The 22,184-nt window shown below is 52.6% G+C and carries 24 protein-coding genes; 14 read left to right on the top strand and 10 right to left on the bottom strand.

Annotated features, from left to right (window positions below):
- The first annotated feature begins 31 nt into the window (after positions 1 to 31).
- From tgt to E4Z61_RS11525, 6 genes are all read left to right on the top strand, one after another.
- Entirely contained in the window at positions 32 to 1,159 is a 1,128-nt protein-coding gene (gene tgt / locus E4Z61_RS11550; protein WP_135322880.1) for a tRNA guanosine(34) transglycosylase Tgt, read from the top strand.
- A 22-nt stretch (positions 1,160 to 1,181) separates the two neighbouring features.
- Entirely contained in the window at positions 1,182 to 1,514 is a 333-nt protein-coding gene (gene yajC, locus E4Z61_RS11545; RefSeq protein WP_052283894.1) for a preprotein translocase subunit YajC, read from the top strand.
- Positions 1,515 to 1,541: 27 nt separating this feature from the next.
- Entirely contained in the window at positions 1,542 to 3,389 is a 1,848-nt protein-coding gene (gene secD, locus E4Z61_RS11540) for a protein translocase subunit SecD (protein WP_135322879.1), read from the top strand.
- A gap of 10 nt (positions 3,390 to 3,399) precedes the next feature.
- On the top strand, positions 3,400 to 4,371 hold the full coding sequence (gene secF, locus E4Z61_RS11535; RefSeq protein ID WP_135322878.1) for a protein translocase subunit SecF: 972 nt from the start codon (positions 3,400 to 3,402) through the stop codon (positions 4,369 to 4,371).
- Positions 4,372 to 4,516: 145 nt separating this feature from the next.
- On the top strand, positions 4,517 to 4,882 hold the full coding sequence (locus tag E4Z61_RS11530) for a VOC family protein (protein ID WP_135322877.1): 366 nt from the start codon (positions 4,517 to 4,519) through the stop codon (positions 4,880 to 4,882).
- Positions 4,883 to 4,904: 22 nt separating this feature from the next.
- Positions 4,905 to 5,597 (top strand): helix-turn-helix transcriptional regulator, encoded by a 693-nt coding sequence (locus tag E4Z61_RS11525; RefSeq protein ID WP_135322876.1) that lies wholly within the window; start codon positions 4,905 to 4,907, stop codon positions 5,595 to 5,597.
- Positions 5,598 to 5,642: 45 nt separating this feature from the next.
- Here the strand turns inward: E4Z61_RS11525 and E4Z61_RS11520 are convergent, their stop codons facing one another.
- Both E4Z61_RS11520 and E4Z61_RS11515 read right to left on the bottom strand, forming a co-directional pair.
- Positions 5,643 to 6,506 carry a nucleoside-specific channel-forming protein Tsx gene (locus E4Z61_RS11520; protein WP_003021561.1) on the bottom strand — a complete coding sequence of 288 codons (864 nt, stop codon included), beginning with the start codon at positions 6,504 to 6,506 and terminating at the stop codon, positions 5,643 to 5,645.
- A gap of 298 nt (positions 6,507 to 6,804) precedes the next feature.
- Positions 6,805 to 7,344 carry a SadB/YajI family lipoprotein gene (locus E4Z61_RS11515; protein ID WP_135322875.1) on the bottom strand — a complete coding sequence of 180 codons (540 nt, stop codon included), beginning with the start codon at positions 7,342 to 7,344 and terminating at the stop codon, positions 6,805 to 6,807.
- Positions 7,345 to 7,496: 152 nt separating this feature from the next.
- Here E4Z61_RS11515 and nrdR point away from each other — a divergent pair, with 152 nt between their 5' ends.
- From nrdR to pgpA, 6 genes are all read left to right on the top strand, one after another.
- Entirely contained in the window at positions 7,497 to 7,946 is a 450-nt protein-coding gene (gene nrdR / locus E4Z61_RS11510) for a transcriptional regulator NrdR (protein WP_096758088.1), read from the top strand.
- Between the two features lie 3 nt (positions 7,947 to 7,949).
- Positions 7,950 to 9,053: a bifunctional diaminohydroxyphosphoribosylaminopyrimidine deaminase/5-amino-6-(5-phosphoribosylamino)uracil reductase RibD gene (gene ribD, locus E4Z61_RS11505; RefSeq protein ID WP_135322874.1), complete on the top strand. Its 1,104-nt coding sequence runs from the start codon at positions 7,950 to 7,952 to the stop codon at positions 9,051 to 9,053.
- An 86-nt stretch (positions 9,054 to 9,139) separates the two neighbouring features.
- Positions 9,140 to 9,610: a 6,7-dimethyl-8-ribityllumazine synthase gene (ribH, locus tag E4Z61_RS11500; protein WP_045440500.1), complete on the top strand. Its 471-nt coding sequence runs from the start codon at positions 9,140 to 9,142 to the stop codon at positions 9,608 to 9,610.
- Between the two features lie 19 nt (positions 9,611 to 9,629).
- Positions 9,630 to 10,049, top strand: a complete 420-nt coding sequence (gene nusB, locus E4Z61_RS11495; RefSeq protein ID WP_096758086.1) for a transcription antitermination factor NusB — start codon at positions 9,630 to 9,632, stop codon at positions 10,047 to 10,049.
- 77 nt (positions 10,050 to 10,126) lie between these two features.
- Entirely contained in the window at positions 10,127 to 11,104 is a 978-nt protein-coding gene (gene thiL / locus E4Z61_RS11490) for a thiamine-phosphate kinase (RefSeq protein WP_135322873.1), read from the top strand.
- Positions 11,082 to 11,600, top strand: coding sequence for a phosphatidylglycerophosphatase A (gene pgpA / locus E4Z61_RS11485; RefSeq protein ID WP_135322872.1), 519 nt, complete (start codon positions 11,082 to 11,084; stop codon positions 11,598 to 11,600). Before thiL ends, pgpA begins: the two co-directional genes overlap by 23 nt.
- 49 nt (positions 11,601 to 11,649) lie before the next feature.
- Here pgpA and yajO read toward each other — a convergent pair whose 3' ends face one another.
- From yajO to xseB, 4 genes are read right to left on the bottom strand one after another with little or no spacing between them, the layout of a single operon-like run.
- Complete coding sequence (gene yajO, locus E4Z61_RS11480; RefSeq protein ID WP_135322871.1) at positions 11,650 to 12,624, bottom strand: 1-deoxyxylulose-5-phosphate synthase YajO; 975 nt, start codon at positions 12,622 to 12,624, stop codon at positions 11,650 to 11,652.
- A 56-nt stretch (positions 12,625 to 12,680) separates the two neighbouring features.
- Positions 12,681 to 14,543, bottom strand: a complete 1,863-nt coding sequence (gene dxs, locus E4Z61_RS11475; RefSeq protein ID WP_135322870.1) for a 1-deoxy-D-xylulose-5-phosphate synthase — start codon at positions 14,541 to 14,543, stop codon at positions 12,681 to 12,683.
- Positions 14,544 to 14,567: 24 nt separating this feature from the next.
- The gene (gene ispA / locus E4Z61_RS11470) at positions 14,568 to 15,467 is read right to left on the bottom strand and encodes a (2E,6E)-farnesyl diphosphate synthase (protein ID WP_135322869.1); all 900 of its coding nucleotides are present in this window, start codon (positions 15,465 to 15,467) and stop codon (positions 14,568 to 14,570) included.
- Entirely contained in the window at positions 15,468 to 15,710 is a 243-nt protein-coding gene (xseB, locus tag E4Z61_RS11465; protein ID WP_135322868.1) for an exodeoxyribonuclease VII small subunit, read from the bottom strand.
- Positions 15,711 to 15,906: 196 nt separating this feature from the next.
- Between xseB and thiI the strand changes: the two genes are divergently transcribed.
- The gene (thiI, locus tag E4Z61_RS11460; RefSeq protein ID WP_135322867.1) at positions 15,907 to 17,355 is read left to right on the top strand and encodes a tRNA uracil 4-sulfurtransferase ThiI; all 1,449 of its coding nucleotides are present in this window, start codon (positions 15,907 to 15,909) and stop codon (positions 17,353 to 17,355) included.
- A 47-nt stretch (positions 17,356 to 17,402) separates the two neighbouring features.
- Here the strand turns inward: thiI and E4Z61_RS11455 are convergent, their stop codons facing one another.
- The 3 genes from E4Z61_RS11455 to panE are packed head-to-tail and all read right to left on the bottom strand — an operon-like array spanning position 17,403 to position 19,982.
- Complete coding sequence (locus E4Z61_RS11455; RefSeq protein ID WP_135322866.1) at positions 17,403 to 18,485, bottom strand: polysaccharide deacetylase family protein; 1,083 nt, start codon at positions 18,483 to 18,485, stop codon at positions 17,403 to 17,405.
- 32 nt (positions 18,486 to 18,517) lie between these two features.
- The gene (gene yajL, locus E4Z61_RS11450) at positions 18,518 to 19,108 is read right to left on the bottom strand and encodes a protein deglycase YajL (protein ID WP_135322865.1); all 591 of its coding nucleotides are present in this window, start codon (positions 19,106 to 19,108) and stop codon (positions 18,518 to 18,520) included.
- Complete coding sequence (gene panE, locus E4Z61_RS11445) at positions 19,071 to 19,982, bottom strand: 2-dehydropantoate 2-reductase (RefSeq protein WP_135322864.1); 912 nt, start codon at positions 19,980 to 19,982, stop codon at positions 19,071 to 19,073. Before panE ends, yajL begins: the two co-directional genes overlap by 38 nt.
- Before the next feature lie 174 nt (positions 19,983 to 20,156).
- Between panE and E4Z61_RS11440 the strand changes: the two genes are divergently transcribed.
- The gene (locus E4Z61_RS11440) at positions 20,157 to 20,648 is read left to right on the top strand and encodes a YajQ family cyclic di-GMP-binding protein (protein WP_096758076.1); all 492 of its coding nucleotides are present in this window, start codon (positions 20,157 to 20,159) and stop codon (positions 20,646 to 20,648) included.
- A gap of 45 nt (positions 20,649 to 20,693) precedes the next feature.
- Here the strand turns inward: E4Z61_RS11440 and E4Z61_RS11435 are convergent, their stop codons facing one another.
- Positions 20,694 to 22,058 (bottom strand): MFS transporter, encoded by a 1,365-nt coding sequence (locus tag E4Z61_RS11435; RefSeq protein WP_135322863.1) that lies wholly within the window; start codon positions 22,056 to 22,058, stop codon positions 20,694 to 20,696.
- Positions 22,059 to 22,184: the final 126 nt, after the last annotated feature.

Genomic DNA, 22,184 nt, shown 5'->3' with positions numbered 1-22,184 from the left:
GTCAGACTGTTTTTCTGACGCAGGAGTTAAAATGAAATTTGAACTGGACACCACAGACGGACGCGCTCGCCGCGGCCGCCTGGTTTTTGATCGTGGCGTAGTAGAAACGCCAGCCTTTATGCCTGTGGGTACCTACGGTACGGTGAAAGGCATGACGCCGGAAGAAGTTGAAGCCACCGGCGCACAAATTATTCTCGGCAACACCTTCCACCTGTGGCTGCGCCCGGGTCAGGAAATCATGAAGCTGCATGGCGATTTGCATGACTTCATGCAGTGGAAAGGACCGATCCTCACCGATTCTGGTGGTTTCCAGGTATTCAGCCTGGGCGATATCCGTAAGATCACCGAACAGGGCGTGCATTTCCGCAACCCCATCAACGGCGATCCGATTTTCCTCGATCCTGAGAAGTCGATGGAGATTCAATACGATCTCGGTTCCGATATCGTCATGATTTTCGACGAATGTACACCATACCCGGCTGACTGGGACTATGCTAAACGCTCAATGGAAATGTCTTTACGCTGGGCGCAGCGTAGCCGTGACCGTTTTGATGGCCTCGGCAACAAAAATGCGCTTTTTGGCATCATTCAGGGCAGTGTTTACGAAGATTTACGTGATATCTCCGTCAAAGGTCTGGTAGATATCGGCTTTGATGGCTACGCTGTCGGCGGTTTGGCTGTGGGTGAACCGAAAGAAGACATGCACCGTATTCTGGAACATGTTTGCCCGCAAATTCCGGCAGATAAACCTCGTTACCTGATGGGCGTCGGCAAACCGGAAGATCTGGTTGAAGGCGTGCGTCGCGGTATCGACATGTTTGACTGCGTGATGCCAACGCGAAATGCCCGTAATGGTCATTTGTTTGTGACTGACGGCGTGGTAAAAATTCGTAATGCGAAGCATAAAAGCGACACCAGTCCGCTCGATGCCGAGTGTGATTGCTACACCTGTCGCAATTATTCACGCGCTTACTTGCATCATCTTGACCGTTGCAACGAAATATTGGGCGCGCGACTCAATACCATTCATAACCTTCGTTACTACCAGCGTTTGATGGCGGGTTTACGTAAGGCTATTGAAGAAGGTAAATTAGAGAGCTTCGTGACCGATTTTTACCAACGTCAGGGTCGACCTGTTCCACCTTTGAACGTTGATTAATATTAATAATGAGGGAATTTGAATGAGCTTTTTTATTTCTGATGCGGTAGCGGCAACAGGTGCTCCGGCGCAGGGCAGCCCGATGTCTCTGATTCTGATGCTGGTGGTGTTTGGTCTGATTTTCTATTTCATGATCCTGCGCCCACAGCAAAAGCGTACCAAAGAACATAAAAACCTGATGAGCTCCATTGCCAAAGGTGATGAAGTCCTGACGAACGGTGGTCTGGTTGGTCGTGTGACTAAAGTAGCAGAAACTGGCTACATCTCTATCGCACTGAACGACACCACTGAAGTGGTTATCAAACGTGACTTCGTAGCTGCCGTTCTGCCGAAAGGCACCATGAAGGCGCTGTAATATTTCGTTTTCCCAAAGGGAACTGCCGTGTTAAACCGTTATCCTTTGTGGAAGTACATCATGCTGGTCGTCGTGATTATCGTCGGCCTGCTTTACGCACTTCCCAACCTGTATGGTGAGGATCCGGCTGTTCAAATCACTGGCGTGCGCGGTGCCGCCGCCAGTGAGCAAACGCTGATCCAGGTCCAGAAAACGTTACAAGAAGAAAAAATCACACCTAAGTCTGTGGCTCTGGAAGAGGGCGCTATTCTTGCGCGCTTCGACTCCACTGATACCCAATTGCGCGCGCGTGAAGTGCTGCTGGGCGTGCTGGGTGATCAATACGTCGTGGCGCTTAACCTTGCTCCGGCAACACCTCGCTGGCTGTCTGCTATTCACGCAGAACCGATGAAACTCGGTCTTGACCTGCGTGGCGGCGTTCACTTCCTGATGGAAGTGGATATGGACACCGCGCTGAGTAAATTGCAGGAACAAAATATCGATAGCCTGCGCAGCGATCTGCGTGAAAAAGGCATTCCTTATACTACTGTGCGTAAAGAAGATAACTACGGCCTGAGCATCACCTTCCGTGATGGCAAAGCCCGTGACGAAGCTATCTCTTACCTGAGTAAGCGTCATCAGGATCTGGTGATCTCAAGCCAGGGCAGCAATGCGCTGCGCGCGGTGATGACTGATGCGCGTCTGAGCGAAGCCCGTGAATATGCGGTACAGCAGAACATCAACATTCTGCGTAATCGTGTTAACCAACTGGGTGTGGCTGAGCCGGTGGTTCAACGCCAGGGTGCAGACCGTATTGTGGTCGAACTGCCAGGTATTCAGGACACCGCGCGTGCGAAAGAGATTCTGGGCGCGACTGCGACGCTGGAGTTCCGTCTGGTAAATACCAACGTGGACCAGTCAGCGGCGGCATCCGGGCGTGTACCGGGTGATTCAGAAGTGAAACAGTCTCGCGAAGGACAGCCGGTTGTGCTGTACAAACGCGTGATCCTGACCGGTGACCATATCACCGACTCCACTTCCAGCCAGGACGAATACAATCAGCCGCAGGTTAACATCTCGCTGGATAGCGCAGGTGGTAACATCATGTCTAACTTCACCAAGGACAACATCGGTAAGCCGATGGCGACCCTGTTCGTGGAGTACAAAGACAGCGGTAAGAAAGATGCCAACGGTCGTGCCGTGCTGGTGAAACAGGAAGAAGTGATTAACATCGCTAACATCCAGTCTCGCTTGGGCAACAGCTTCCGTATCACCGGTATCAACAACCCGAATGAAGCGCGTCAGCTTTCTCTGCTGCTGCGTGCCGGTGCATTGATTGCGCCGATTCAGATTGTTGAAGAACGCACTATCGGTCCGACTCTGGGTATGCAAAACATCAAACAGGGTCTGGAAGCGTGTCTGGCCGGTCTGGTGGTTTCTATCCTGTTCATGATCTTCTTCTACAAGAAGTTTGGTCTGATTGCGACCAGCGCGCTGATTGCGAACCTGGTATTGATTGTCGGTATCATGTCGCTGCTGCCGGGCGCTACGCTAAGTATGCCGGGTATAGCGGGGATCGTCTTAACCCTTGCCGTAGCGGTCGATGCTAACGTACTGATCAACGAACGTATCAAAGAAGAGTTGAGTAACGGACGTTCGATTCAGCAGGCGATCAACGAAGGTTATGCGGGCGCATTTAGTTCCATCTTCGATGCGAACATTACGACGCTGATTAAAGTTCTGATCCTGTATGCAGTCGGTACCGGGGCAATTAAAGGGTTCGCGATTACTACCGGTATAGGTGTGGCGACGTCGATGTTTACCGCGATCGTCGGGACACGTGCCATCGTAAACCTGTTGTATGGCGGCAAGCGCGTCAAAAAGCTGTCAATCTGAGGAGTGCGAAGTGGCACAGGAATATACTGTTGAACAATTGAACCACGGCCGTAAAGTCATCGACTTTATGCGCTGGGACTACTGGGCTTTCGGCATCTCTGGTTTCCTGCTGATTGCGGCTATTGTCGTAATGGGCGTACGTGGATTTAACTGGGGTCTCGATTTCACCGGTGGTACGGTCATTGAAATCACGCTGGAAAAACCGGCGGAAATGGACGTGATGCGCGATGCGCTGGAAAAAGCGGGCTTCGTAGAGCCGCTTTTGCAGAACTTCGGTAGCAGCCATGACATTATGGTACGTATGCCGCCAACCGAAGGTGAAAACGGTGGGCAGGTGCTGGGTAGCAAGGTGCTAAGCGTCATTAACGAAGCCACCAACCAGCATGCGGCTGTGAAGCGTATCGAATTCGTTGGGCCTAGCGTCGGTGCCGATCTGGCACAAAACGGTGCGATGGCGCTGATCGTGGCGCTGATCTCTATTCTCGTATACGTCGGTTTCCGCTTTGAGTGGCGACTGGCGGCGGGTGTGGTCATCTCGCTGGCGCACGACGTGATCATCACGCTTGGCGTTCTGTCGTTGTTCCATATCGAGATTGACCTGACTATCGTCGCATCATTGATGTCGGTAATCGGTTACTCGCTAAACGACAGCATCGTGGTCTCTGACCGTATTCGTGAGAACTTCCGCAAAATCCGTCGCGGTACACCTTACGAAATCTTTAACGTGTCGCTGACCCAGACGCTGCACCGTACGTTGATTACCTCTGGTACGACATTAGTGGTTATTCTGATGCTGTACCTCTTCGGTGGTCCGGTACTGGAAGGCTTCTCGTTGACCATGCTTATTGGTGTGTCCATCGGTACGGCGTCGTCTATCTACGTGGCATCGGCGCTGGCGCTGAAGCTGGGTATGAAGCGCGAACACATGCTGCAGCAGAAGGTTGAGAAGGAAGGGGCGGATCAACCGTCCATTCTGCCTTAATCGACGAAGAGCAAAAGAACTGGAATCCCGATCGCAAGGTCGGGATTTTTTTTGTCTGTATATCGTCACAATACTACTGACAGTATGCTGTCAGTAGCCCTGTTTTATAGTCCTCCTGAACTTACTCATTAAGGCTGGAGGATGTATGAAAAATGTCATTAACTGGTTTGAAATTCCGGTGGTGGAAATGGATCGTGCCGTTGCATTTTATGAGCCGGTGATGCAGGTTTCGCTGCGCCGGGAGAAGATGGATTGTGCCGATCTGGCGGTATTCCCGCATCAGGATCCGGCTCCCGGCGGCGCACTGGCAAAATTTGACGGTATTACACCTTCACAGCAGGGCGCTATTATTTATCTGCATACGGACGACCTGGCGGCGACGCTCGATCGTGTCACAACGGCGGGTGGCGAATGTGTGTTTGGGCCACTTGAACTGGGGCAGGATATCGGCACGATTGCGTTATTTACCGACAGCGAAGGCAATCGTGTTGGCTTACATCAGCCTGCGTAATAATTCCTGAGAGAGAGCAAAGATGACCAGACGCGCCGACCGCTTGTTCCAGATTGTGCAGATCCTGCGTGGCAGGCGGCTGACAACGGCGGCGCAGCTGGCGGAACGCCTCGAGGTTTCCTCACGTACGATCTACCGTGATATCTGTGATCTATCATTATCCGGCGTACCCGTCGTAGGTGAGGCGGGTAGTGGATACTGCTTGTTGGCCGGGTTTGATCTACCACCCCTAATGCTTACGCATCGTGAGTCGGAAGCACTTATCGTCGCTATCCGTTTGCTGAAAACTTGGGGTGGGGATTCTCTCGCCCGCGAGCTGGAATCCGCGCAGGAAAAAGTGTTGGCGATCTTGCCAGAAGAGAGCCGTCGCAGAGCGGAGCAAACGCGGATTTTTGCCCCAGATTTTGGCAACCAGCCACATTCACGCAGCGCGTTTGATCTCATTCACCGGGCGGTTTCGGCGCAGCAGACGCTGGCGTTGCATTATCGCGATGAATCCGGGAATCTCTCCAGCCGCGACGTTCAGCCGCTGGGGTTATTTTTCTGGGGTGAGCACTGGCTGCTGGTTGCGTGGTGTGAGAGGCGCGAAGACTATCGCTGTTTTCGTGTGGATCGTTGTCTGCAAATCACCCCACTCGACAGGCAATTTCGCGAACGCGCCGATCGCTCGCTAAGTGACTTTTTACGTAAAGTCCGCTGTGAAGACCAACCATAAAAAAGCCAGCGGTTAAGCTGGCTTGTCTGCGATAAATCGCCTGGATTAGAAGTTGTAACCTACGACCAGGTAACCACCCCAACCGGTAGATTTTGCGCTGAAGTCGCCTTCGCCCCAGTTCAGAGTATCTCCACCTTTCCATTGGCCGCCGTTATGGAAGTAACGCGCGACTACGGAGTAGTGCCAGTGATCGTAGTTCAGCGCGAGAACGTGACTGGAAGCGATAGAGTTGCTGGTGCGGTTCGGATCATCACCCAAATCTGAGCCCCAATCGAAGTTGGTGAAGCCGATGTAGGTCAGCTGGCCGCCCCAAACCTGGGTGATCGGCACAAAGTATTTCACTTTGAAACGGTAGCCATCCCACTCGTTTTCGTTGGATGCGCCATAGTTCTGCCATTGGTATTTAGCATACACGTTCAGGGACAGACCCATCGGCAGACCGGTATCGATATCGGTACCCAGACCCATATACCAGGTGCTCTGGCGGCTGGCTTTGTTATCACCCATATCGTAGATGTAGTTGTTGGCGAAATACCATTCTTTGAACGGACCAAAGCTCAGGTCAGCGCCGGTCAGTTTGTCGATGGAGAAACGCGGTTCGATTTCCATAAACAACGGGGAACCATCAGACCAGATACCTTTATCGTTGCCGTTACCCCAGTCGAAGGTTTTCGGAATATCGATGTAGCCATAGAAGTCAAACCAGTCTTTTTTGGCAAACGCTTCGTATTCCAGATACACGTCGTTGTTCAGTTTCGGGGAGAAACGGGTGTGGTAGCTACCCACCACGTTGACGCTCTGGTGCCACCAGTCGGACAGATATTGCGGTTTGTCATTTTCTGCTGCGTTGGCAGTAAAAGACGAGGAGAGCGCCAGCACTGCACCGGCTGCAAGTAATGTTTTTTTCATATGTATGCCACTGTTTGAAATCCCTTTCGGGAGTGAAAAAGGCGCAAATTGCGTTTCTAAATATTTCGTATTTCTTCGGAGCCTATTATAAAAATCATTGTTCACAAAAATATGTCTTGTTTCACAGTTCTATCATTTACGTAATCGATTGCGTTCACGTTTGCGTACTTTAGGCGGCGAATTGTACTGACTCCGGTGAATGTTGCCAAGTTTTACTAAAAATCTCGGTGATGTCAGCGGAGTAACAAAATGACGGGAGGTGGTGTTGCGGAACGCACAAAACGTTCCGCAAAAAAGTTTATTGGGTCACAGGCTGGATGTCATGGATGCGCACAAAACCGAGTTGGTCAGGCGAAAAACCATTAAGTTGCAGCGGAATGTCTATGTCGCTGGGGGCAAGAAGACTTGCCGGGGCGGTGATCAATTCATTCTTAACCCCCACTTCCTGATAGTTGTCTGTGGTGCCCTGAATTTGTCCATACTCTATGGTGGCGCTAAACGCCGGTAGCGGCGTGTCGGATTCCCCCTGAATACGCAGCGTCAGGCGCGTGCCGTCTGCATTTGGTGCAATATTCACCAGCGACATGCGTAGCGTACCAATCTGGCTGTTCAGCCGGGCCGGGGTTTTTGAGCCGGGTAATAAATAGACGCCACGGGTGGATTTCGCATTCAACATATTTTGTTGCGTTATTTTTACCGTTTCCTGATTGAGCTGCGTCATCTCTTTGCTCAGCGTGTTAACGCTTTGATGCATTTGACGTACTTCGGCTTGCTGTGCGCAGGCGCTAAGGCTAAAGAGGCTTCCCACCAGGAGAATTCTTAGGTAACGTCTTGTCATTGTGATTACTTCCTTCATTGTCGCGATAGCATAATGGTAGTGTGCACAGAGCACGAAGGCATCGATCCTTTGTCTCAAAAGCGCTCCGCCTTTGTTGTCACGCCAGTTCAGGGTAAAATAGATTTCAATTAACCACCTGATCAGGACGCCGTATGCATTGCCCATTCTGTTTCGCCGTAGACACTAAGGTAATTGACTCTCGTCTTGTAGGCGAGGGCTCTTCAGTACGCCGCCGCCGGCAGTGTCTGGTCTGTAACGAACGTTTTACCACTTTTGAAGTGGCTGAACTGGTTATGCCGCGCGTTGTGAAAAGTAACGACGTGCGTGAACCCTTTAATGAAGAGAAGCTGCGCAGCGGCATGCTCAGAGCACTTGAGAAACGCCCAGTCAGCGCAGATGACGTCGAAATGGCGTTAAACCATATAAAATCCCAGCTGCGCGGGACAGGCGAGCGCGAAGTTCCGAGTAAAATGATCGGTAATCTGGTGATGGAGCAACTGAAAAAGCTCGATAAAGTCGCCTACATCCGTTTTGCTTCGGTTTACCGGAGCTTTGAAGATATCAAAGAATTTGGCGAAGAGATCGCTCGCCTACAGGATTAAGCCATGCAGGATGAGTTATACATGGCGCGCGCGCTGAAACTTGCTGCGCGCGGACGTTTTACTACTCACCCCAACCCCAATGTGGGCTGTGTAATTGTTAAAGACGGGGAAATCGTCGGTGAAGGGTATCATCACCGTGCGGGAGAACCGCATGCCGAGGTCCATGCGCTGCGTATGGCCGGTGATAAAGCGCAAGGCGCCACCGCCTACGTGACTCTTGAGCCGTGCAGTCATCACGGGCGTACGCCGCCATGCTGCGATGCGTTGATTGCCGCAGGCGTGACGCGTGTTGTTGCCGCGATGCAGGATCCTAATCCGCAGGTCGCTGGGCGCGGACTTTACCGTTTACAGCAGGCGGGCATTGACGTCAGCCACGGCATGATGATGAGCGAAGTTGAGCTGCTGAATAAAGGCTTTCTTAAGCGAATGCGCACCGGATTTCCGTATCTACAGCTTAAGCTCGGCGCATCGCTTGATGGACGTACGGCGATGGCCAGCGGTGAAAGCCAGTGGATAACGTCACCACAGGCGCGTCGCGACGTTCAGCGCCTGCGTGCGCAAAGCCATGCCATATTAACCAGCAGCGCCACGGTACTGGCGGACGACCCTCAGCTTAACGTCCGTTGGTCGGAGCTTGATGAATCAACCCAGGCGTTGTATCCGCAGGAAAGCCTGCGTCAGCCGATCCGCATTGTTCTTGATCGCCAAAACCTGGTCACGCCTGAGCATCGTATTGTGCAACAGCCGGGAGAAACCTGGATTGCCCGCAGCAACGACGATTCGCGCAACTGGCCTGAGGGCGTTCGCAGTCTGAAGGTGCCGGAACATAACGGGAATCTGGATCTGGTGGTGTTGATGATGCAGCTGGGCAAGCAGCAAATTAACAGCATTTGGGTTGAAGCTGGCCCAACACTTGCTGGCGCGTTATTACAGGCTGGGTTGGTAGATGAGCTAATCGTTTATGTTGCGCCTAAACTGTTAGGAAGTGACGCGCGAGGATTATGTGTGCTGCCGGGCCTTGAGAAACTGGCCGATGCCCCCCATTTCAAATTCAACGAGATACGCCATGTAGGTCCGGACGTTTGCCTGCATTTAGTGAGCGCATGATCTCCCGGTTCGAAAGGGAAGCAGCGCACAGATTATTATGATAAAATCCGCCCCCCTGCGGGGTCTAGTGAATCCGAAGGAAGAATATGAACATTATTGAAGCTAACGTTGCTACTCCGGACGCTCGCGTCGCCATCACCATTGCGCGTTTCAACAACTTTATCAATGATAGCCTGCTGGAAGGTGCGATCGACGCCCTGAAGCGTATTGGTCAGGTTAAAGATGAAAACATTACCGTCGTTTGGGTTCCAGGCGCGTACGAGTTGCCGTTGGCGGCTGGCGCACTGGCAAAAACCGGTAAATATGACGCGGTGATTGCGTTAGGCACGGTGATCCGTGGCGGTACCGCACACTTCGAATATGTGGCTGGCGGTGCTAGCAATGGCCTGGCGCATGTCGCTCAGGACAGCGGCATTCCGGTAGCCTTCGGTGTTCTGACCACCGAAAGTATTGAACAAGCCATCGAACGTGCTGGCACGAAAGCCGGTAACAAAGGCGCAGAAGCTGCTCTGACCGCGCTTGAAATGATTAATGTATTGAAAGCCATTAAGGCCTGATTTTTGTAAGGGGAAATCCGTGAAACCTGCTGCTCGTCGCCGCGCCCGTGAGTGTGCCGTCCAGGCGCTCTACTCCTGGCAGTTGTCCCAGAACGACATCTCTGATGTTGAATACCAGTTCCTGGCGGAACAGGACGTAAAAGATGTCGACGTTCTGTATTTCCGTGAACTGCTGTCCGGGGTGGCGACTAACAGCGCGTACCTGGATGGACTGATGAAGCCTTACCTGTCTCGTCTGCTTGAAGAGCTGGGTCAGGTAGAAAAAGCCGTACTGCGTATTGCACTGTTTGAACTGTCTAAACGTAGTGATGTGCCGTATAAAGTGGCCATCAACGAAGCGATTGAACTGGCGAAAACCTTCGGCGCCGAAGATAGCCATAAGTTCGTCAACGGCGTACTGGATAAAGCAGCACCTGCGATTCGCCCCAACAAAAAGTGATCTCCAGGCCGGCAGGATGGCGGAATTATATTTCCGCTGTCGCCGGCCTTTTCTTTTTTCCTGCTGAGGCATAACGTATGGCATGCGGCGAATTCTCCCTGATTGCCCGTTATTTTGACCGTGTTAGAAGCTCTCGTCTTGACGTCGAAACCGGCATTGGTGACGATTGCGCACTCCTGAACATCCCTGAAAAACAAACGCTGGCGATCAGTACCGATACGCTGGTGGCGGGTAATCACTTCCTTCCTGATATTGATCCAACAGACCTGGCCTGGAAAGCGCTGGCGGTTAATCTAAGCGATTTGGCGGCGATGGGTGCTGACCCTGCATGGCTGACGCTGGCACTTACGTTACCTGACGTCGATGAACCCTGGCTTGAAGCCTTCAGCGATGGCCTGTTTGAACTTCTTAATTACTATGGCATGCAGCTGATTGGCGGTGATACCACGCGTGGGCCGCTGTCGATGACGCTGGGTATCCATGGCTATGTTCCGCTTGGACGAGCCTTAAAACGCTCGGGCGCGAAGCCGGGTGACTGGATTTACGTCACCGGCACGCCGGGCGACAGCGCAGCCGGTTTAGCTATTCTGCAAAACCGATTGCAGGTTGCCAATACAAAAGACGCTGACTATTTGCTTCAGCGTCACCTGCGACCAACGCCGCGTATCTTGCAGGGACAAGCACTACGCGATCTGGCCAGTGCGGCTATCGACATTTCTGACGGCCTGATTTCCGATCTGGGGCATATCGTTAATGCCAGCGGCTGCGGCGCGCGGGTTAACGTCGACGCGCTGCCTTACTCCACGGTATTTGCCCAACACGTTGAGCCGGAACAGGCGCTTCGCTGGGCGCTCTCGGGCGGTGAAGATTATGAGTTATGCTTTACCGTACCGGAAATTAACCGTGGTGCACTGGACGTGGCGCTGGGACATCTCGGCACACCGTTTACCTGCATCGGACAGATGAGCGCGGATGTGGAAGGCATTCACTTTACGCGCGATGGAAAACCCGTCACGTTCGACTGGAAAGGATATGACCATTTTGCCGCGCCTTAAAAAAGATGTCGCCAAAAGCCGCTTGAGTATGCGCAATCCGTGGCACTTGTTGGCCACCGGATTCGGCAGCGGGCTGAGCCCAATTGTTCCAGGCACGATGGGATCGCTGGCGGCGATCCCTTTTTGGTATTTAATGACGTTTTTGCCGTGGCAGCTGTATTCGCTGGCGGTCATGCTGTCTATCTGTATCGGCGTTTATCTGTGCCATCAAACGGCGAAAGATATGGGCGTACACGACCACGGTAGTATTGTCTGGGACGAGTTTGTCGGGATGTGGATAACCCTGATGGCGCTACCGACTAACGACTGGCAGTGGGTTGCCGCCGGGTTTTTGATTTTCCGTATTCTGGATATGTGGAAACCGTGGCCGATTCGTTGGTTCGATCGTAACGTGCATGGCGGTACGGGGATCATGATCGACGATATTGTGGCCGGGATACTTTCTGCCGGGATCCTGTATTTTATCGGCCATCACTGGCCGGTAGGGATTATTTAATTGGGTTTGCCGGATGGTGGCGTAATCGCCTTATCCGGCCAACCGAGACTTATTTAAATCCCACTACCGGATGCTGTTTGTATGGTGTTTCCAGCTCTGCAATCTGCTCCGGCTTCAGTGTTAAATCCACCGCATTGAGCAACTCATCAAGCTGTTCCTCGCGCGATGTGCCGATAATCGGTGCAGCCACGCTGGGTTTGCTCAGCAGCCATGCCAGCGCCACCTGCGCACGCGTTACGCCCAGTTCTTCACTGACGCCGGTCAGCCGTGCGGCGATTTGCGCGTCGTTTTCATCGCTCTCACTGTACAAATTTTTACCGACTTCATCGGATACCAGACGTGCTGTTGTTTCTCCCCAGGGGCGTGTCAGGCGACCACGCGCTAGCGGACTCCATGGGATCACAGCCACGCCTTCCTGATAGCAAAGCGGCAGCATTTCGCGTTCTTCTTCGCGATAGATAAGGTTGTAGTGATCCTGCATGCTGACGAACTGCGCCCAGCCGTGTTGCTTCTGTAAGGCCAGCGCCTCTGCAAACTGCGAGGCGTGCATCGATGAGGCACCGATATAGCGCGCTTTACCGGCTTTTACTACGTCGTTGAGGGCTTCCAGTGTTTCTTCAATCGGCGTGTTGTAATCCCAACGGTGAATTTGCAGGATGTCCACATAGTCCATACCCAGGCGTCTGAGGCTGTCGTCGATCGAGCGCAGGATTTGCGCGCGGGATAATCCTTCAGCTAAATCATCAACCTGGTGAAACACTTTCGTGGCGACCACGATATCTTCACGGCGGGCGAAATCACGCAGCGCACGGCCGACAATTTCTTCACTGCTGCCAGCGGAGTAGCTGTTGGCGGTATCGAAAAAGTTAATGCCGCCTTCCAGGGCGTGTTTGATTATCGGGCGACTGCTTTCTTCAGGTAGTGTCCAGGCGTGGTTGCCGCGATTGGGCTCGCCAAACGTCATGCAACCCAGGCAAAGGCGGGAGACCCGTAGGTCGGTTTTTCCTAATGTGTTGTATTTCATCAATCCACTCCTGCTTAGCTCGTGATTAATTAAGCATAGCAGGAGCGGGTAGGGGATTATGCCAGCCAGGCCTTGATTTTGGCCTCTATACCTGCAGCATCAAGACCCAGATCGGCGCGAGCTTCGTCCTGAGTCCCCTGCGGAATAAAGAAATCAGGCAGGCCAATGTTCAGTACCGGAACGGGTTTACGGTGTGCCATCAGCACTTCGTTTACACCACTGCCTGCACCGCCCATAATGGCGTTCTCTTCAATAGTAACCAGCACCTCGTGTTGGGCTGCCATTTCCAGGATCAACTTTTCATCCAGCGGTTTCACAAAGCGCATATCGACCAGCGTGGCGTTCAGCGATTCTGCGACCTGAGCGGCTTCCGGCATCAGAGTGCCGAAGTTGAGAATTGCCACTTTTTCCCCGTGACGCTTTACGATACCTTTACCGATTGGCAGCTGTTCCAGCGGTGTCAGCTCTACGCCCACCGCGTTACCACGCGGATAGCGCACGACCGTTGGACCGTTGTTGTAGTGATAGCCGGTAAACAGCATCTGGCGGCATTCGTTTTCATCGCTCGGGGTCATAATGACCATTTCCGGGATGCAGCGCAGGAAAGAGAGATCGAATGCTCCCTGATGGGTTTGTCCATCTGCGCCAACTATCCCCGCCCGATCCACGGCGAACAGTACCGGCAGTTTCTGGATGGCGACATCATGCAACACCTGATCGTAGGCGCGTTGCAGGAAGGTAGAATAAATGGCAACGACCGGCTTATAGCCGCCAATTGCCAGACCGGCAGCAAAAGTCACTGCATGCTGCTCGGCAATCGCCACGTCGAAGTAGCGGTCCGGGAACTTACGTGAGAACTCCACCATACCGGAACCTTCGCGCATTGCCGGGGTGATCGCCATCAGCTTGTTGTCTTTCGCGGCGGTCTCACACAGCCAGTCACCGAAGATTTTTGAGTAGCTCGGCAGGCCGCCGCTGCTTTTCGGTAGACATCCGCTGGACGGATCGAATTTTGGTACCGCGTGGAATGTGATCGGGTCTTTTTCCGCTGGCTCGTAGCCACGACCTTTTTTGGTCATGATGTGCAGGAACTGCGGGCCTTTCAGATCACGCATGTTCTTAAGCGTGGTGATAAGCCCCAGCACGTCGTGACCGTCTACCGGGCCGATGTAGTTAAAGCCCAGTTCTTCAAACAGCGTGCCCGGCACGACCATGCCTTTAATGTGTTCTTCGGTGCGTTTGAGCAGTTCTTTAATCGGTGGTACGCCGGAGAACACTTTTTTCCCGCCTTCACGCAGGGATGAATAGAGCTTGCCGGAGAGCAATTGCGCCAGGTGGTTGTTCAGCGCGCCGACGTTTTCTGAAATCGACATTTCGTTGTCGTTCAGAATAACCAGCATGTCGGGTTTAATATCGCCCGCGTGGTTCATGGCTTCAAACGCCATGCCAGCGGTGATGGCACCGTCGCCAATCACGCAGACAGTACGACGTTCTTTGCCTTCTTTCTCGGCAGCAACCGCAATGCCGATTCCAGCGCTGATGGAGGTCGAGGAGTGTCCGACGCTTAGTACGTCATACTCACTCTCTCCGCGCCAAGGGAACGGATGCAGGCCACCTTTCTGACGGATGGTGCCGATTTTATCGCGGCGACCAGTCAGGATTTTGTGCGGATAAGCCTGATGTCCCACATCCCAGATTAACTGGTCAAACGGGGTATTGTAGACGTAGTGCAGCGCGACGGTGAGTTCCACCGTGCCCAGACCAGAGGCGAAATGCCCGCTGGAACGGCTCACGCTGTCGAGCAAATAGCGGCGCAGTTCGTCGCAAAGCTTTGGCAGGCTCTCTTTTGGCAGCAGGCGTAACTCCTGAGTGGAGTCGACCAGCGCCAGGGTCGGGTATTTGGCTATATCAAAACTCATCGCAAGCTCATGGGATATGTTGGTTTATTTATCACGCTGGATTATGTAGTCCGCTAGCGCTTCCAGTGCCGAGGTATCGAGTGACTGTGCGGCCAGCAGACTTAGCGACTGGCGGGCATCTTCGATTAAATCCCGGGCTTTATTCCGGGCTTGCTCAAGACCCAGAAGTGCAGGATAGGTACTTTTGCCAAGCTGCTGGTCAGCACCCTGACGTTTACCCAATGTTGCAGTATCGCCTACCACATCCAGGATGTCATCCTGAACCTGGAACGCCAGACCGATGCTTTCTGCGTATTTATCGAGTATTGCCAGGCATTCTCGCCCTTTATCACCCGCGCTTAACGCACCCAGACGAACGGCAGCACGAATCAATGCCCCGGTTTTATGACGATGAATACGTTCCAGCGCCTCCAGCTCTACCTGATGACCTTCAGCTGCCAGATCCAGCGCCTGGCCGCCGCACATACCGGCAATACCGCTGGCCTGGGCCAGTTCAGAGATCATCGCGATGCGGTCTCGGTCAGAAACTTCGGGCATCGGGGCGTCGCTGATAATGGAAAACGCCAGCGTTTGCAGCGCATCGCCGGCCAGGATCGCGTTTGCCTCGCCAAACTTAACGTGGCAGGTCGGCAGACCGCGTCGCAGGTCATCATCGTCCATCGCGGGTAAATCATCGTGCATCAGCGAATAGGCATGGATGCACTCAACCGCAGCGGCGGGAGCGTCGAGCGTGCTCAGGCTGACGCCAAACATCTGGCCTGTTGCGTAAACCAGGAACGGGCGCAGACGTTTACCGCCTAATAATGCGCCATACTGCATGGTCTCGACCACGGGAGTGTTCTGAAAGGGCAATGGCGTGATAAAACGGCTCAGTGCCTGGTTGGCCTGCTCAACGCAAGCCTGCAGCTGCTGCGTAAAATCCATTTACTCATTATCCGGTGTAAAAGGCGTGAGGGTGGCATCTTCAGTATCTGACAGCAGGATTTGTACGCGCTGTTCAGCCTGCTGCAATTTGACCTGTCCCTGACGTGCTAACTGTACGCCACGTTCGAACTCGTTTAACGCTTCTTCAAGCGGCAGGTCGCCGCTTTCCAGACGGGTAACAATCTGTTCCAGCTCGCTCAGCGCTGTTTCAAAGCTGGCGGGCGCTTCATTTTTCTTCGGCATAATGAATGTCTGACTCTCTGTATTGGCAGCACAAGACTATGGTAACGGACTCGCACTGATAAGCAAATAACGCGCAATGTGCACAGTAGCCGTGTGATGGTGATATACTTGCGCGCCTGGATGCAGTCGCGGGTATGGGCTGCTGTATTTTTTTCCATTACAAGTCGTTCAGACTTGCCTAAGAACCATTGCCGCCATGAAGTTTATCATTAAATTGTTCCCAGAAATCACCATCAAAAGCCAATCTGTGCGTTTGCGCTTTATAAAAATTCTGACAGGGAACATCCGTAACGTTTTAAAGCACTATGATGAAGACCTTGCCGTTGTCCGTCACTGGGATCACGTTGAGGTTCGCGCTAAAGATGAAACCCAGCGTCTGGATATTCGTGACGCGCTGACCCGTATTCCGGGGATCCACCATATTCTCGAAGTAGAAGACGTGCCGTTTACCGATATGCACGATATCTTCGAGAAAGCGCTGGTGCAGTATCGCGATCAGCTGGAAGGCAAAACCTTCTGCGTGCGCGTTAAGCGTCGCGGTAAGCATGAGTTTAGCTCCATTGAGGTGGAACGTTATGTTGGCGGTGGGCTGAATCAACATATTGAATCTGCGCGCGTGAAGCTGACGAAGCCAGATGTGACCGTCAATCTTGAAATCGAAAACGACCGGTTGCTGCTGGTGAAAGGCCGCTACGAAGGTATTGGCGGCTACCCGATTGGCACGCAGGAAGACGTGTTGTCATTGATTTCCGGTGGTTTTGACTCCGGCGTTTCCAGCTATATGCTGATGCGTCGCGGCTGCCGTGTACATTACTGCTTCTTTAACCTCGGCGGTGCTGCGCATGAAATCGGCGTTCGTCAGGTGGCGCATTACTTGTGGAACCGCTTCGGGAGTTCGCATCGCGTGCGTTTTGTCGCCATCAACTTTGAACCGGTGGTGGGTGAGATCCTCGAGAAAGTTGACGACGGGCAGATGGGCGTTGTCCTTAAGCGCATGATGGTTCGCGCGGCGTCGAAAGTTGCTGAGCGCTACGGTGTACAGGCGCTGGTAACCGGTGAAGCGCTGGGCCAGGTCTCCAGCCAGACACTGACCAACCTGCGTTTGATCGATAACGTTTCTGATACCCTGATCCTGCGCCCGCTGATCTCGCACGACAAAGAGCACATCATTGATCTGGCTCGTGAAATCGGTACCGAAGACTTTGCCCGTACCATGCCGGAGTACTGCGGCGTGATTTCAAAAAGCCCGACGGTGAAAGCGATTAAAGCGAAGATTGAAGCCGAAGAACAAAACTTCGATTTCTCAATCCTCGATAAAGTGGTCGAAGAAGCGAACAATATCGATATTCGTGATATCGCCCAACAGACGCAGCAGACTGTGGTGGAAGTGGAAACCGTAAGTGGTTTTGGCCCGAACGATGTGATTCTGGATATTCGCTCTGTCGATGAACAGGATGACAAACCGCTGAAAGTGGAAGGTGTGGACGTGGTTTCTCTGCCGTTCTACAAGCTGAGCACCAAATTCGGCGATCTGGACCAGAATAAAACCTGGTTGCTGTGGTGTGAACGTGGCGTGATGAGTCGTCTGCAGGCGCTCTATCTGCGCGAGCAGGGCTTCGAAAACGTGAAGGTGTATCGTCCGTAGTCGTTCGAGGGTTGCCCGGTGACGCGTTGTTTACCGGGCATAGATGACTATTCAAAACGGACGGGGAGTGTCTTCCCGTTCGATTCCCAGACGCCCTGATAAACCCCGTCTTTTAAATCCAGCGTTATCTTTTCTTGCGTTTGTTCAGCGGCAGACGTCTTCAGTTCATAATGTTGATTGTCAGCTGTGTCACACTTACCAGTTAATTCAATCGGTGCGCCAAATTTTTGGTAAAAGTAGGCCCCTTCAAAATAATCACCGTATTTGCAGTCTACCTTCAACACGATGCGCATGCTTTTTCCCAACGTGCCGTACATCACCTTGCCGTCAATGCCTGGTGCTGGCGAAACCGGTTTTGTACTCTTCGCAGCAGCCAAATACTGGCCGTACGGTGTGAGCTGATCGCGCAGTTCCGCGGTTGGGATTTTTGTTGTGAAATCACCCAACTCGTCGAGTGCACGGCTGGCGTGGTTGCTACAGCGCCCGTTCAGGAACGCCAAATGGTCTTTTTGCAGTGAGAATTTATCGATGTAGTACAAACCGTCGGTGTAGGTTGCGCACGATGCATAGAATTCTACATAGTTAAAATCTTCACCTTTCTCGTCTTTTATTTGCTCCGGCGTCTGCGATTTATGCGCATCAACAAAGGCGTCGATTTGGCCACGGATATCTTTTCTGATGCGGGTGTTTAATTCGGCCATCGTGGAGCGAGAAAAGAGGTCGTTGAGGGTAATTGCCGCGCCGTTGTCTAAATCGAAGCTCAGCGGCACATTGTACGACTCGCAATACGCCCCGCAACCTTCGATAAACATGTTCAGACTCAGGACCTTGGTGTCGCGATACTCAACCGTGTAGTCAAGGTTTGCAGTGGGATTCATCTCTGATTTCGCAAACTGATTCACTGTAGTTTGCGGATTATTACCCGGTAGCTGATTGATGAAGCTTGCGAAAATATAATCGTTAATGCGTTTAGCGACAGCCGGGTTATCTGCTGAGGTAAACCAAGGCACACGATACTGAATCTCAGTGCTGTTGGGATAACGGTACTCAATGTTCTTTATTTCAAGCTGGGCTGCTGTCGCGTAACTGGAAAGGAGCAGTAAAGCCACTCCGTTCAGATATCCTTTCATCATAATTCCTTGTCAGAGAGTGGCCTGAAGATTTACTCGTAGTAGTTATAAATTCCCGCAGCCATCACCAGTTGTGATGCCACCTCATGGGCTTTTTCGCGACTCACCAGGAGATCGATGATTTTTAAACCAAAATCGATGGAGGTGCCTGGTCCCTGGCTGGTTAACAGGTTAACGCGCGGATCCCACACGACGCGCTTATCCTGCCACTGTTCAGCTGGAATCTTCTCTTTCAGCGCCGGGAAACCGGTCATGTTGCCGATGGGGAAAATATCATGTGGGACAAGCACTGTGGCGGCAGCGGCGCAAATTGCCGCGACAATGCGTCCAGAGCGGTGAAACTGTTTTACGGTCTCAACCAGCAGTGGGCTGTCACGGAAACACTCCGCGCCTTTAATACCGCCGGGCAGGATGATGATGTCATAATCGCCATCAGCGACTTCGACCAACGGCGCATCCGCCAGCAGTTTTACGCCGCGCGAGCACACAATTGTCAGGTTGCCATCGCTGGCTACGCTGGCGGTCGTGACCTTAATTCCTCCACGTACCAGTAGATCGATAGTAGTGACCGCTTCGGTCTCTTCACTACCAGGGGCGAGACATACCAGTGCTTGAGCGCTCATACTCACTTTCCTTTCTCTTAACCATTTCAAACAGGTGGGCATTTTCCGGGACGGCGATGCCGTGCGCGCGGGCGCGTTTTAACAAATAGCCGGTAATGTAATCGATCTCGGTATGGCGCAGGGCACGAATGTCTTGCAGCATCGATGAGATATTTTCCGCCGTACTGTCAATCACTTGCTCGACATAATAGCGTAAATCATCCACTGATGTGTGGTGGCCTTCGCGTTCGATAACCGCCGCGACTTCCTGACAGATTAGCGCTATTTTTTCAGGGTGCTGGCGTAGCTCACCGTTTTGGCAGTTCCACAGCGCGGTAAGCGGGTTAATGACGCAATTGACCGCCAGTTTGCGCCACAGTTCTGCGCGGATGTTGTCGTGCCAGGCAACGTCCGGCAGCACATCTTGCAGGATCTCAGCCAGATAGCTGAAATCACCATCCTGTTCACGCGCCGGACCAATACGCGTTGTCCCTTTTGCCACATGGATAATGACGTTGCCATCACGGCGTGCGGCATGCGTGGTGGTACCTATTAAAAGTGGCTGCGCAATGCTTTGCAGTTCATCAATAGTGCCCATTCCATTGTGAATTAACAGTATTGGGGTGGTTTTGGGCAGAATGGTTGCCAGACTTTTTACCGCATCAGAAACCTGCCAGGCTTTAAGCGTCACCAGCAACAGATCGCTTTTTGCCAAAAAGTCGGGGTCGTTTGCCGTCAGGTATTCATTAAAAACCGACCCATCCGTGTCAATCAAATTAACGCTGCAATAAGGTTGTGGCACGCGTAGCCACCCTTGAACTTCATGTCCATGTTTACACAGCGCTGTAAGCCAAAGCTGCCCTAAGGCTCCACATCCCAGTACGGTAATTCTCATTCATCCTCCTCACCTGCAACAGCACCAGGTGTTAATCCATATCGTCTGCATCCCATTATTGTTCGCTGCTACCTTTGCCACGTACAATTAGGGGATACAGCCTAGTATAGCGCTGTCTGTTGAGTAACTTTGCAGGTATTATGCTTCGCATCAAAAACGAAGGGAGAGGAAAAGATGCCATCTTTCGATATTGTCTCTGAAGTTGATCTTCAGGAAGCGCGTAACGCGGTCGATAATGCGAGCCGTGAAGTAGAGTCACGCTTTGATTTTCGTGGCGTTGAAGCCACTTTTGAGCTGAACGAAGCAAATAAGACCATTAAGGTGCTGAGCGAGTCTGATTTTCAGGTCAATCAGCTGTTGGATATTTTGCGCGCCAAGCTGCTGAAGCGTGGGATTGAAGGGACGTCGTTGGACGTACCGGAAACGTTCACCCACAGCGGGAAAACCTGGTTTGTGGAAGCGAAACTGAAGCAGGGCATTGAAAGCGCGGTACAGAAAAAAATCGTCAAGCTGATTAAAGACAGCAAACTGAAGGTGCAAGCGCAGATTCAGGGCGAAGAAATTCGTGTTACCGGCAAGGCGCGTGACGATCTGCAATCCGTCATGGCGTTGGTTCGCGGTGGTGATCTCGGCCAGCCGTTCCAGTTTAAGAACTTCCGCGACTAAGTCGTTATGTCAGATGGCACAAACCGCCATCTGACAATCTCATCATCACGCCTGGCTTATTGCCTGCTCAACTTCAAATCGATTGGTCACTTTGCTGTCGATTTTCACGTAGGCAGAATGCTCTTTTGCCACAATTAACACTTCGCTCACGCCTTCATTTGCCAGCAGTCGTTGTTTCAGTGTGTCATCTGCGGCAATCTCAGGTGGGATTTCCACGCGCAGGCTGCTGACATACGGCGGTTCTTTCATTGTGCTGGCCACCAACAACCAAATTGCCGCCAGCAGTGCGCCAGCCAGGAACACGGTCTGACCATCAAACATTTCGACCAGCCAACCGCCCAGCGATCCGCCAATCGCTACGCCAAGAAACTGGCTGGTGGAGTAAACGCCCATCGCTGTGCCTTTGTAACCCGCAGGCGATTCTTTGCTGATAAGCGAAGGGAGGAGGGCTTCCATCAGGTTAAAGGCGAGGAAGAATAGCTGCACGCCCGCAATCAGTCCCCAGAAATGAACGTCAGCGCTCCACAGCACAATCTCTGCGATGAGGATCAGCACCACGCACGACAGGAACACGCGCTTCATCCGACGTTTCACTTCGGCGTAAATGATGAACGGCACCACGGAAACAAAGGACAGCAGCATCGTCACCAGGTAAATTTTCCAGTGCTCGGCAGCAGGGAAACCCGCTTTTGCAAGCTGGCCTGGCAGCGCGACGAAGGTAGACATTAATAAAATGTGCAGGCACATGATACCGAAATTGAGCTTCAGCAGTTTGGGCTCAGCCAGAACTTTGCTGAAGCTGCCCTTCACCATGCCCGACTCGCGGTTCAGCACGTGGTTGGTGCTATTGGGAACGACCCAAATGGTCAGCACGATACCCGTGGTAGCAAGAGCTGCAATCATCCAGAACAGCGCGTGTAGCCCCAGCGCATGAGTGACGATTGGCCCCAACACCATCGCAATGGCGAAGGTGATGCCAAAGCTGACGCCGATAAACGCCATCGCTTTAGTTCGGTTTTGCTCACGGGTTAAGTCGGACAGCAGCGCCATTACGGCGGCTGCAATCGCCCCGGAACCTTGCAATGCGCGACCGAGAATAATTCCCCAAATAGAATCTGATAGCGCGGCAATCACGCTACCGAAAACGAATACCGCCAGCCCACCGACGATAAGCGGCTTACGGCCAATGCGGTCAGAGAGCAGACCAAAGGGGATTTGAAAGACGGCCTGTGCCAGACCATAAATGCCGATGGCAAGTCCGATCAGTGCTTCGCTGGCACCCTGTAGTGCCATGCCGTATGTGGTCAGAACCGGCAGGACCATAAACATGCCAAGCATGCGCAACGAGAATACGGTCCCTAAACCCCAGGTGGCGCGCAACTCACCGGGCGTCATTTTATAATCGTTCATTCCCACCTCTGTGTTAATTTCGCGCCTAGTGTAAAGCGGTATGCAGGCAGGGTAAATACGTGGTTATTTAACAGATATGACATTGTGTCGTATTTATGATGTGAATAAAAAAAGGGTGCCGAAGCA

Origin of the sequence: Citrobacter tructae (assembly GCF_004684345.1) — a bacterium.
Taxonomy (GTDB): Bacteria; Pseudomonadota; Gammaproteobacteria; order Enterobacterales; family Enterobacteriaceae; genus Citrobacter; species Citrobacter tructae.
Note: the sequence above shows the minus strand (reverse complement) of the source record. Positions and strands in the feature narration are given on the sequence as shown.